The sequence below is a fragment of the Marinobacter guineae genome (genome assembly GCF_002744735.1).
Taxonomy (GTDB): domain Bacteria; phylum Pseudomonadota; class Gammaproteobacteria; order Pseudomonadales; family Oleiphilaceae; genus Marinobacter; species Marinobacter guineae.
In genome coordinates this window covers 37,439-49,986 of the sequence record NZ_KZ319345.1, presented here as the reverse complement: position 1 = coordinate 49,986, position 12,548 = coordinate 37,439, and the positions used below count along the sequence as shown (strand labels likewise).

Genomic DNA, 12,548 nt, shown 5'->3' with positions numbered 1-12,548 from the left:
TTCATTGCTACTACTAACCCGTTGCGTGCCTGTTTAGTGGGAAATCTTTAGCGCTGGCTGCGCAATTATCCATTATTTCGCTGACGTAACCGGTAAACCAATCCTCCCACTTCCCCGATCTGCTTTTTCAACTCCTGCATGGACTCCTCGGCTTCTTTCACCACCGACATAGCAGAATCACCCAGATCGTTGATGGTCACGATTTGTGCCGATATCTCACCAGAGGCCGTATGCTGTTCCTCTGCTGCAGCGGCCGTGCTATCACAAGCTTCATTGATGCGATCTATGTAGCTCACGAGTTCTGATAACGTACTTTCTGAGCTAATCGCATTTTCGGTTGTTTTCTGGGCATGAGCGCCGCAGCTCTCCATGGATTGTGTTGCCGCTGAGACTGTCTCGTGGAATTTACCGAGCGTTTCATTAATCTGTTCGGTCGTCGTCTTGGTACGAAGAGCAAGGCTTCTCACCTCGTCGGCGACGACCGCAAAACCGCGACCGGCATCTCCGGCTCTGGCGGCTTCGATGGAGGCATTGAGCGCAAGCAGGTTGGTCTGATCGGTAATGTCACGAATCACACTTAGCGCCTGGCCAACACCCCGGCTGGCTTCAGTGAGTTGACCGACAGACCTAGATGCTTCGACGAGTTCCTTTGAGAGGGCATCCATACTTTGACGAGTCCCCTGGGTCAGGCCCTGGCCGTTGATAACGCCCTCTTTGGCCATCTGGACCTGATCCAGCATGCTGGACGCATTGCTTGCCACTTCCTGAGAGGTGGCGGACATTTCTTCGCTCGCCGAGGCAATCGTCGCCGTAGCGGTAGATTGTTCCTGGACTACCGAGTGGGCTTCTTGGCTTCGGTTAATGGTATGCTCCGCGCGGCTGTCGAGCTTACCAATCACGTCGTCCATGCGTTTGACAATGGCATCGAGTTCTGCAGCCTGCTGCGTTATCACAAGTTCCAGGCTGCCGACATCGTCGAGGCGACCTGTAAAAATATGCTCCGCAACGGTGTTATCAATAACGCCCCGGGCTCTTTGAACACAGCGTCTCAGAGGGGCGGTAAGGCCGATGATCGCAACGGCGCTAACAGCAAACGCCCCTATCCATGCAGCCAGTGCCGCGTACCACGACGGTGTTAAAAACTGGATGGAGCCAGCCACGCCGAAAATAATCGCCAAAGTCACGATCAGTTTTACGGGCAGGGATGCCGATCGCTTGAGAGCTGGTGTTTCTACGGGCCCTTTGGTCGGTTGGGTTTGTCTCAGCTTGGCGTAGAGCTTTTCTGCCCGTGACTGAGCATCGGACGGCAGCTGCGACCGAATGGACTGAAGTTCAAGAATCTCACCGTTCTTTCCGGTTACTGGTATCGCATACGCCTGAACCCAGTAGTGATCGCCATTTTTACAGCGGTTTTTCACCGCGCCCAACCAGGTTTTACCCGATTTCAAGTTCCCCCACATTTGCTCGTAAGCTGCTCGCGGCATATCAGGATGTCGGATAATGTTGTGGGGCTGACCAACCAGTTCATCCCTGGTAAACCCACTGATGTCAACGAATTCGTCGTTAATGTGAGTGATCTGACCTTTGGGGTTGGTTGTGGAAAGAATATTGGCATCCTTGCTAACCGGGACGCTTCGGTTGGTAACAGGTTGGTTCACTCGCACAAAACGTGTCCTCAATTCTTTTTTTAAAAACCCGCAGCCTCCAAAATGAAGCTGGCCAGGAAAGTTCCGTTGACTTGTACAACATGTTTAATAATCATACATGGCGATTGTAATAATGTAAGCACAAAATGCGATAACGTCGGGCAATCAAGAATGGCTCCTATGAAGGATAGTCTCCGGGCATTACAGCGTCAGTTTTCGGCCACACTCCCTGATCGGATTTCAAAACTACGCTCTCAATATCAGGAGCTCAGTGGACCCGACTGGCAACCTGCCAAAGCGGAAACCCTCCACCTTCAGTTGCACAGTCTGACGGGCAGTGCTGGCACCTTCGGGCTGCAGTCACTTTCGATAATTGCCAGGGAGGTCGATGACAAACTCAGAGCTATCATCAATGCTGCGGGGCCACCAGACAAAGTGATCTGGCAGGCTATCGACATGGGGTTGGTGCGTATCGAAGAACTGGTGCGCAGCCGTCTCGATAGTGAAGGGGACACTCTTTTGCCCCCTGACGCCAGACCACGCGCTCATGGAGCCCCTCTGGTGTATCTCGTCGAGGACGATGTCGAACAGGCTGGACAACTGCGTCAAATTCTCAGCGAAGAAGGCTACCGGGTAGAAGTGTTTACTGCCCTGAATGATTTTCGGGCCGCCTGCAATCAAAATCCACTGCCCGATGCTGTGGTTCTCGACATGATTTTTCCAGAAGGTGACAATGCTGGTGTCACGCTCCTGAGGGAATTGAAAACAGAACAGGAAAACTTTCCGCCGGTCGTGTTCGTTTCCGTGCGAGATGATCTTGATGCCCGGCTCGGGGCGCTTCGTGCGGGTGCCAGCCGGTATCTACTCAAACCGATCGCACCAGTTGCACTTATTGAATTGCTCGATGATCTGACTGGTCGCATGCCGAGGGACCCTTACCGGATCTTACTGGTAGATGATGACCCGGTGTTACTGGAAGCTGAAGCATCGATTCTCCGCGCTGCAGGCTTGAACGTACACGTCTTATCCAACCCCCGTGACACCCTCGATGTTCTGAATACCTTCAATCCGGATGTGGTTGTCCTTGACGTCTATATGCCTGATGTCAGCGGGCCGGAATTATCCGCCGTGATACGGGAGCAAGAGGATCACCTGAGCCTTCCCATACTGTTTCTCTCTGCTGAAACCGACATGGGAGAGCAGTTGCGTGCGCTTAATCTTGGCGGCGATGATTTTCTTGTCAAACCCGCACGAGCGGAGTATCTGGTCTCTGCGGTCACTGCGAGAGCGCGTAGATCGCGTCAGAACGACGAAGTTCAGCGCCGCCTGCGTACGACCCTTTACGAACGCGAACGTGAACACCTGACGCTGGATTATCATGCTCTGGTGAGCGTTACCAATACCAAAGGCGAGATTATCGAGGTTAACGACCGCTTCTGTGAGATCAGCGGTTACAATCGGGATGAGCTGATCGGGCAGAACCACCGCATTGTCAAATCCGGCATGCACCCCCCAACCTTTTATAGCGACATCTGGCGAACCATATCGAGTGGCGACGTCTGGCAGGGCGAGATCTGTAACCGACGCAAAGACGGATCGCTGTACTGGGTGTCGACAACGATAACACCTTTCCTCGACAGTTCAGGAAGCCCCTACCAATACGTTTCGATCCGTACCGATATCACGGAGGTTAAAGCCCGGGAGGAAGCGCAGATCGAGGAAAATGCGGCACGGGAGGTCATAGGGCATGCTTCGGCCAACTTGTTGTCTGCAAATTCCTCGGAGCTGGATACCGTCATCGAGAAAGTGCTTGGACAGGCAGGGGAACATCTGGGTACGGACCGGGCTTATGTGTTCCTGCTCTCGGATGACGGACAGAGCATGACCAACAGCCACGAATGGTGTGCTGCCGGCATCGCTCCGCAGAAGGAAGAATTGCAGAACCTTCCCCTGACCTTGGCTCCCTGGTGGTGGGAGCAGATATTGAAAGAAGAACCTGTTCTTGTAAACGATGTAGCTGCCCTGCCCCCGGAGGCGGGAGCAGAGAGGGAACTGTTTGAGTCTCTGAACATTCGGGCACTGTGTGGGTTTCCTATCAAGCGAGGCACACACCAGCCACTGGGTTTCCTGGGTTTTGATCAGGTTGACTCTGCTCGTGACTGGAACAACGCAGCGACAGAATTATTCAGCCTGCTGGCCGGGATTATTGGCAGCGCGCTGGAGCGGGCCAGGAGTGAGGAGAATGAGCAGGTTGCAAAGGAGCGACTCCGTCGCGGGCAGTTGTTCGCCAATATCGGTACCTGGGAATGGAACATCGTAACCGGTGACCTGTTCTGGACGGAGCGTATTGCGCCTTTGTTCGGTTACCCGGAGGGTGATCTGGAAACGTCCTACGAGAACTTTCTTGGGGCAATTCATCCGGATGACCGTCAAACCGTGACCGATGCCGTAAATGCTTGTATTGAGGACGATACCCCCTACCAGATCGAGCATCGGGTGGTCTGGCCTGACGGTACCGTTCGCTGGCTGGCCGAGCGAGGGGCGGTAGTTCGTGACCCTGAAGGCTCGCCATTGAGGATGCTGGGTGTTGTTCAGGATATCAGCGACCGAAAGTGTGCGGAAATTGAGGTTTTCCGCCGGCAGAAAGCCCTGGAAGAGGCTCAGGCTCTTGCCTCATTGGGAAACTGGAGTGCTGAAATTGACACTGGCGGCTTAAGCTGGTCTGACGAAATCTATCGGATTTTTGGCTACGAGCCCGGTGAAATTGAGCCCAGTGTCGAAGCTTTTCATGCCGCTGTCCATCCGGATGATCGCGCCAAAGTACACGAAAGCGAACGACGGGCCGAACAGACCGGACACCACGATGTGATTCACCGTATTATCAGGCCTGATGGACAGATCCGGCATGTGCACGAGTTGGCCCGGGCAGAATTTGACGGCAAGGGAAAGTTGGTTCGTCTGGCTGGCACGGTGCAGGATATTACCGAGCGTGTCGAGGCAGAAAACCAGCTGCGCGAGACGGAACAGCGCTTCGCGTTTGCAGTAGAAGGAGCCGGCGATGGTGTCTGGGACTGGCATGTACCCAGTGGGAGGATGGCATTAACGGGTAACTACGAGCCAATGCTGGGCTTTGAACACGGTGAATTGACGCCAACCATCGACACCTGGATCAGGATGGTGCATCCCGACGACCTTGAAGACGTTCGGAAGCAGCTGTCCGATTACATGGAGGGGCGGAGTGAGGAGTACAGCGTTGAACTCCGGCTGCGCTGCAAAAACGGCCAGTATAAATGGGTGCTCTGCCGGGCTACGGTCGTACAGAGTAGCGAAAGAGGCGAGCCAGTTCGGTTGATTGGGATTCACAGCGATATCGATCAGCGCAAGGCCTCAGAGCAAACCCTCGAAGTGTTCAAGCATGTGGTTAACTCTGTCCTTGACGGGGTGCTGGTTATAGACACCGAAGGCAGCATCCAACTGGCGAGTCCCGCTGCCTCTCGAATTTTCGGCTACTCCCAGCAAGACCTGAAGGACAAAAATGTTTCACTTCTGATGCCCGAGCCCATGCGTTCTGAGCACGATTCATACATCCGGCATTATCTCGATACATCAGAGACTAAGATACTGAACCGTCAGGTTGAGGTCAGGGGCAAACGGCACGACGGAGACGAGTTTCCCATGGAGGTCGCCGTCAGTGAGATTTTCGTGGGCCAATCCCGTTTTTTTGTGGGCTTGATGCGTGATATTACGGACCGTAAACGCACCGAGTCCGAATTGATTTCAGCAAGAGAGGAGGCCGACAGAGCGAATCGGGCCAAGTCGGATTTTCTCTCCAGTATGAGCCATGAATTGCGCACTCCCATGAACGCTATTCTGGGCTTTGGCCAATTAATGGAGTACGACAGCGAGCTGCCTGAGGAACACCAGGACAGTGTGAAAGAAATTTTGAAGGCCGGGGAGCATTTGCTCACTCTGATCAATGAAGTACTTGATCTGGCCAAAATTGAGTCCGGTAATATTGACCTATCCCTGGAACCTGTCGAACTGCTTCCGGTGATCGAGGAATGTCAGTCTCTCGTAAGCTCATTATCTCAAAAGCGACAAATCAAAATTGATATCGAAGCTGTTCGCCCCTTCAGTGTACGCGCTGACCGCACACGCCTTAAGCAAGTGCTGCTTAACCTCCTCTCCAATGCCATCAAATACAATAAGAGCGGGGGCAAGGTCTGGCTAGAGACCGTTCCGGGTAGAGATGATCGCTTACAGCTTCGAGTTACCGACACCGGCCCGGGAATATCCGAAGCGAAGTTGTTGGAATTATTTCAGCCCTTTAACCGCCTTGGCGCCGATGCCAGCGAGATCGAGGGGACCGGCATTGGCCTTACCATAACCCAGCGTATTATGGAAATGATGGGTGGTTCTGTAGGCGTGAATAGTGAGCCTGGCGTTGGCAGTACTTTCTGGCTCGATTTGCCATTGGAAGGCGACACTGATGGCTCAGCCGGAGAACTCATTGATTCATCGGGAGTCGGGGAATGGAATACCCAAACTGACGAGCAACAGATACGGACTATCTTATATGTGGAGGACAACCCCGCAAACCTGAAACTCGTCAGCCAGGTACTTTCGCGGGTTTCTCACCTGCGCCTACTGACTGCTCATACTGGGGGGCTTGGGCTGGAGCTTGCACAAACAAGGAATCCAGACCTGATATTACTGGATATCAATCTGCCCGGTATGGATGGATATCAGGTGCTGGAGGCCCTCAGGGCCGATGACAACCTCCGCACCACGCCGGTTGTTGCTATTACCGCCAACGCAATGCCGCGCGACATACGACGTGGCCAGGCTGCAAGTTTTTCCGATTACCTGACAAAGCCCCTTAATATCAAAGAATTTCTTGACACGATTAGCCCATTGCTGGAATCAACAAAGGGTGAAACATGAACGACGCGGCAAACCCACACGCCTGCATTCTTGTCGTCGACGATGAAGCGGTCAATCTGAAGCTTTTGGATCGCATGTTACGAGGCCAGGGTTACGAAAACCTGATTTTGGTTCAGGACCCACGGGAGGTCCTCAACGCCTACCGGGAGCATCAGCCAGACTTGATACTTCTGGACATCAATATGCCACACATCGATGGTTATCAAGTCATGGATCAGTTGAAGGGTTTGGGCGATCCGTTGCTGCCCCCGATTGTGATCCTGACCGCTCAACGCACCCAGGACTATTTGTTACGGGCTCTCGACGCCGGGGCAAGAGACTTCATCAGCAAACCTTTTGATCGCAATGAGTTACTGATGCGGGTACGAAATCTGCTTGACGCTCAACTGGCTCACCGAGTCCTCTATAATCAAAAAGATGTTTTTGAGCAGATGGTACGAGAGCGTACCAGGGAGCTTCATCATACCCGGCTGCAGGTGGTTCAGCGTCTGGGAATGGCCGCAGAGTATCGTGATGAAGAGACCGGGTGTCATATTTTACGCATGAGCCATATGTGTGCCTTGCTGGCCAAAGAAATCGGCTGGAGTGACGCTGACTGTGATTTGATTCTGAATGCCAGCCCTATGCACGATATCGGGAAGATTGGTATACCCGATGCCATATTGCTCAAACCCGGAAAGCTGGAGGGCCATGAATGGGAAGTCATGAAAACCCACGCCTCAATCGGAGCGCAGTTATTAGAGGACGAGGATAGCGACTTGATCAGAATGGCACGGGACATTGCCCTGACTCATCATGAAAAATGGGATGGTAGTGGCTACCCTCAAGGCCTTGCTGGTGAAGCCATTCCGCAGGCCGGACGCATTGCGGCACTGGCAGATGTGTTTGACGCATTGACTTCAGAGAGACCTTATAAAAAAGCCTGGACAGTAGAGGCTGCGGTTGAGTTGATTAAAGAAAATAGCGGGAAGCATTTTGATCCCACTCTGGTAGAGGTCTTTTTAAGAAAACTGCCTTGTATTGTTGCTATAAAGGAAAAATTTGTTGAACCAGAGGCGGGATGATGTAGAGCCCACCGATTCCGCCTGATGAAGAGCAACGCCTTCAGGCGCTTCACAGCACCCACCTGCTCGACACCCCCTCTGAGGAACGGTTTGACCGCCTGACCCGGCTTGCCAAGCAGCTCTTTGATGTTCCCATTGCTCTGGTTTCACTGGTCGATTCGGAACGGCAGTGGTTCAAGTCAAGGGAAGGTCTGGGGGCCTGTGAAACCGATAGGGGTATTTCTTTTTGTGGGCATGCCATCCTCGGTTCCGAAATATTCGAGATTACCAATGCGACCAGGGATGCTCGCTTTTCGGACAATCCCCTTGTAAAAGGCGATCCACATATCCGGTTCTACGCAGGTGCGCCCCTGAGGATAGATGGATATGGCATTGGCACACTGTGCATTATCGATACACGACCTCGCCAGCTAGACAACGACCAGCGGCGGGCTCTTCGGGATCTAGCTGACGTTGTCGAATCGGAGCTCAAAAAGGTTAATCAGGTGCGCCAGAGCGAGGAGTTGGCACGGTTATCCCGTGTGGCCAGCCAGACCACAAACGGCGTCATCATGACGGACATGGAAGGTCGGGTAGACCGGGGTAAGTCCACATTTTATAAGGTGGTGTTCGGTTTATCGGGGCAACTTCAATAAGCGAGAAAGAAAGGCGGTAACGTTAATCAGGATAACACGCGAACGCTGTGTTATAAGTGCGCAAGAATTGAATATCAAACAGTGATATGTCCTCTGACATTGCGGTTATTTCAACAGTGCATCTTGGTAATCCAAAGATCCAATCTCCACTGATCTGCCCAAAATTCAAAGTGGCGATTCCGGGATCCTGCCCCGTCACTTCATGCAGAGTCTTCAATGCTGAATAGAGCTTTTCGTGGACCTCATTATGCACATGAGCCGGACATTTTTGATCAATTTCTACTGTTACGCTCACGTCATATTGGGCAGCTTGCTCTTCGCCTTCTGGGCTAACGTAGACCCAAACATCTGAAACCTCATCACATCTCTGCTCGAGAAAGTCCCAAAGACCTTGTTCTTCAAAAAACTTCTTGAAAAGACGGTTAAAAGCATCCGGAAACGGCTTTCGGTTATAACGGCCAACACGCCAATCAATTAAGATTCGCTGCTCACGGTCATCCAGTTCGCCTAAAAAGTTCAGAGGCGCGGATAAAGTGGCTTTTTCAACAGCGGAGATCATTCCCGCATCCAATTCAAGATATTCTCCACCGAAACGAACGATCAATTTTCCGTAATTGGACGGCTTGTCAAACTTACGTTCTCTCCCTTTTCGCTCTTGGTTTTCGTTAAGAACCTTAGCCGGTACTAGCTCGACAATGCTTTCATTCGGGTTGGCTATATCACAGTCCTGTGAGAGCACTATAAGCTTCGTGCTCACCTGTTTTGTGCGATATCGGGCAATGGCGCGAGAATCTTTAATTTCAGCCAGGACCTCAGGATGCAGTTGCTCCGCATCAACAATCATCCCTTGGCGCAACTCCTGCACGGGTAGCGCTGCTATCGGCTGATGTGTTGGTTGATTTGTTGGCAAAGTCGATCCTGCTACTTACCCTTGTCGAGAAATCGCGTGTACTCGGCTACGAGCCTCTTTCTTCGAAGGGGCCGGGGCGAATTCTACTGACTGCAGCTTATGATTCACTTCTTGGGCCATCTGCGCAATTCCGTCTGGATCTGATAGGCTGCGCTTTAAGTGGTCCAACAACGTGGCGCCGCCGACTACAACGTTTTTAAGGCCCTTTTTGATGCCGCCAGGGACTCGTGCCTCGACGGCGCGACTAACTTCGTAAAGCTGTTTGTAGCGGTCAAGCTCGCGCGGGGATGTATCTTTCAAATGCTTGTACAAGGCTGCACGGGAAACACCAACAAGTTTTGCAACCTGGTGAGCATTAACCCCCAAAATGGATTGAGCGTGCTTTACCATGTCTTCTACAGAGACAGCTTGAGCACTGATATCTTCCGACCCCGAAAATCCGTCATAAGCCGACATATTCGTTGGTCGCTCGTAGGCGTCACCGAGCGGTAGCGTGAGATCCTTTAAATCGGAAATACTGAGGAAATCCTCATCGAATAATCTGCTACCGGCACCTCCATTTTCGAAACTAACCACACTCGTAGAGGGGATTAACGCTTCTGACAATGCTCTGTATTCATCATACTGTGCAACGTATCCGTCCATTAGTAGGCTTCCGTATATAGCCAGTCTTCATCACATACTGACCTATTGATGATTTCGTTAAAAGTCTCTTTGGTTACCTGATGAGAGCTCGTAAACACCTCCTCAACATTCAGCGCATTGATTTTCGTTTTAACGATTTTGCTTGCTTGGGTAGTCAACAAGCCAAAATAAGATCCAGACGGTCTATCCTTTAACCATTCATCGCGAAGCTGAAGTTTCATGCTGAATCTTTGATCTGGCTCGCTAACTGGGCCCGTCAGCCATTTCGCCGGCTTTCCGTTACTATTAAAAGGAAGTTGTTCCAAATGCACAGCAATCTTCTCATTAGGCGCAATAACCCGAGTGACTTGCAGCTGGCCGGTTTGAAACAAATCGCTTTGCTGATGGTCGCTGACAAAATCCAAAGGGAGTACTGATGCTTTGTTGCTGAAGTATTCTTTCAGCTCTCGACCGTATACTGGAATAATTGCATCGCAGTAAGTGAGAGTAATTTCATTGGTATCAAGATAACCAAGAATTTCGATCGATTTGAGGCCTTCAAGAATTTCAGAAAATCGCCTAATGAAATTCTCATACTTGCCGTATTCTGTGACGCGATATTCGAGGTTATCCCGGTCGACAATCAAGCTCTCATTACTATCAGGACCAAAAAAACCCCAACGGACTTCTTCTTTGGCACCTTTAAAACCTGGTTGGCCGGGATTGTTCATAGCTTGATGCAGCTGATTGAGGTCAAAACCGTGAGATACACTCTCTCGACGCTCGGTTAATCCCGCTCGAATCATGGCATGGTGAAGCTTCCGCTCATCCGCTTCATCAAGCTCCGGAATTTCGACTAATCGAACGTTAGCCGTGACATAAACCAAGGGCGCTTTCTGAAAACTGCCAGACATTGTGCGTCTCTCAATTCTGATATAGACATTTTTGTAGACACATTATACGCCCGCAAGCCCAAATAAAACTACCTTCCTGACCGATTAACCCTCATGGAACGCGACTATTTCACGCAAGAGCTCTTCTTGTAATGCTTAAGAAATTGATAAATATGAGGTTTTCGTACTTTTCACGCTGGCTCTGAGCAAGGTGAGGTGATGTCCGAACGGTTCAGAAAATCCTCGGCCACAGCGATATTGGAACGACTGAATTTTACAGTCACATTATTCACGATGGACGGGCTGGAACCCAAGCGCTCCACTGGGGCAGAAAAGGCAAAGGATCTGAGGTATTACGAATGTTCGCTTTTGTTTAAAACCGGACAGTTGCAGGCAGACTGAACCAGGCATGGGTTCAGCAGATCTAACTTACTGTTTTAAAGAACTTTGTCGGGAATCGAGAAAGTACCAAGGCCCAATCGAACAACTTCCGACTCGTTACGACCTTTTTCAATACGACGGCGGCCTGCACGAAAGGTACTGGCTCAATGGCTCTGGCAACTGCTATCGCTGGCTGGTACACGGGCCATGTCGTCTGTGACACAGGAGATCACGTGGCCAAGAGGGGGGGGGAACTGGTACACAACCTGGTTTCGAAACTTGATCCAGACGCTGAGCATGTCATTTCCCCCGATAGCGTAAAAACAGCTCTGGAAGCTGAAACTGATCTGTAAATAAGAATCAGAGCTGAGGCGCCGCCTTCAGCTCTCATAGATCGCATCTTCCAGAATGCCGACGCCACCGACGACATCAATCATCTTTCGGGGCGACAGGCCACCGAACAGTGAATCAGGTGTATCAAACCAACGCTCAGCTTTCGTTCTGGAGCCGAATTTTTCCTCAGCCCCCAGGAGCAGATCCGCTTCAATCATCTGCCGGATTTTTCTCATCGGCAAATAGAGAGTTTCTTGACCATGGAACGAGCGCCCAATTTCCTGAAAATCATATTTCCGGAAAAAGTCTTCACTTTTCTGGGTTAACGGGTCAACGACTACGGCAACACCTAGCTGAGTGTGGGTAAAAAGCTCCCAGGACTGAAGCAGTGCCTCCACTAGCAGTTCTTCACCAACGCGCATTGGCGTGCCCTGATATTCATTATGAACACCGAACCAGGCTAACTTAAAAGCGGGTAATGGATAGTGGGGGTAGTTCCCCTGGATGTCTGTATGAGCCACCGTACAACTGGTTAGAGTGTAAAACCCAACTATTGGCGCTGGATGGCGATCCACCATTTCATCATCGAGTGCCACCCAGGTTCGATTGATGGATTGCTGGGCTTGCCGACTCGCCCGCTTTTTCAGGAATTCATTGACGTCAGCAAGCCCGCAATCAAACGCTTTACGGTCGTGAAGTTTCTTGTTCAGTTCTTCTATAAAAAGCACTTTCCTGTTTCCGTTTATGTCGGCGGCGCATGGCTGCTGACAACGCTTCATTTGCTGTCTCTGGTGACTCGCATGTCGCCTTAAAGGCAGCAAAGGCCTCGCTGTTCAACCGCACAACTTCTGCTTCCTCGATTGCTCGACTGGCTTTTTCGCGAATTGCTTGCACTACAAAATCGCTCAAAGTTTTCGAGCCCACTAAAGCAGAAGCCCGCGCCGCAAGGTTCTTGATGTCTGGATCCAATCGTAGGTCCAGCCTTGCGACTTTATGCTGCATTTTTCCATCTGCTGGGAATTACTCTGTAAAAGAGTTTTCCTCAGCATCTCCCGTTGTTGTGTTAGACAATATTTCTCTCTTTCTCCCGTGCCTTTGAAAGACACACATGAATTGTA

At 51.3% G+C, this 12,548-nt stretch carries 9 protein-coding genes; 3 read left to right on the top strand and 6 right to left on the bottom strand.

Annotated features, from left to right (window positions below):
- Positions 1-65: 65 nt before the first annotated feature.
- Positions 66-1,658, bottom strand: a complete 1,593-nt coding sequence (locus CLH62_RS20345; protein WP_228152913.1) for a methyl-accepting chemotaxis protein — start codon at positions 1,656-1,658, stop codon at positions 66-68.
- 168 nt (positions 1,659-1,826) lie between these two features.
- Here CLH62_RS20345 and CLH62_RS20340 point away from each other — a divergent pair, with 168 nt between their 5' ends.
- The 3 genes from CLH62_RS20340 to CLH62_RS20330 are packed head-to-tail and all read left to right on the top strand — an operon-like array spanning position 1,827 to position 8,289.
- Positions 1,827-6,590: a PAS domain-containing protein gene (locus CLH62_RS20340; RefSeq protein WP_099619998.1), complete on the top strand. Its 4,764-nt coding sequence runs from the start codon at positions 1,827-1,829 to the stop codon at positions 6,588-6,590.
- Positions 6,587-7,654 (top strand): HD-GYP domain-containing protein, encoded by a 1,068-nt coding sequence (locus CLH62_RS20335; RefSeq protein ID WP_099619997.1) that lies wholly within the window; start codon positions 6,587-6,589, stop codon positions 7,652-7,654. Before CLH62_RS20340 ends, CLH62_RS20335 begins: the two co-directional genes overlap by 4 nt.
- A gap of 14 nt (positions 7,655-7,668) precedes the next feature.
- Positions 7,669-8,289 carry a GAF domain-containing protein gene (locus CLH62_RS20330; protein ID WP_099620044.1) on the top strand — a complete coding sequence of 207 codons (621 nt, stop codon included), beginning with the start codon at positions 7,669-7,671 and terminating at the stop codon, positions 8,287-8,289.
- A 22-nt stretch (positions 8,290-8,311) separates the two neighbouring features.
- On the opposite strand, the gene CLH62_RS20325 is transcribed toward CLH62_RS20330, so the two are convergent.
- The 5 genes from CLH62_RS20325 to CLH62_RS20295 all read right to left on the bottom strand — a co-directional run bounded on the left by CLH62_RS20325 (position 8,312) and on the right by CLH62_RS20295 (position 12,432).
- Complete coding sequence (locus tag CLH62_RS20325) at positions 8,312-9,199, bottom strand: hypothetical protein (protein WP_143752394.1); 888 nt, start codon at positions 9,197-9,199, stop codon at positions 8,312-8,314.
- Between the two features lie 15 nt (positions 9,200-9,214).
- Positions 9,215-9,844 (bottom strand): hypothetical protein, encoded by a 630-nt coding sequence (locus CLH62_RS20320; protein WP_099619995.1) that lies wholly within the window; start codon positions 9,842-9,844, stop codon positions 9,215-9,217.
- Entirely contained in the window at positions 9,844-10,737 is an 894-nt protein-coding gene (locus CLH62_RS20315; RefSeq protein WP_099619994.1) for a TIGR04255 family protein, read from the bottom strand. The genes CLH62_RS20320 and CLH62_RS20315 overlap by 1 nt, the downstream gene beginning before the upstream one ends.
- A gap of 740 nt (positions 10,738-11,477) precedes the next feature.
- Positions 11,478-12,158 carry an antitoxin Xre/MbcA/ParS toxin-binding domain-containing protein gene (locus CLH62_RS21030; protein WP_143071167.1) on the bottom strand — a complete coding sequence of 227 codons (681 nt, stop codon included), beginning with the start codon at positions 12,156-12,158 and terminating at the stop codon, positions 11,478-11,480.
- Positions 12,115-12,432, bottom strand: a complete 318-nt coding sequence (locus CLH62_RS20295) for a type II toxin-antitoxin system TacA family antitoxin (protein WP_099619992.1) — start codon at positions 12,430-12,432, stop codon at positions 12,115-12,117. The genes CLH62_RS21030 and CLH62_RS20295 overlap by 44 nt, the downstream gene beginning before the upstream one ends.
- Between the last annotated feature and the right edge of the window lie 116 nt (positions 12,433-12,548).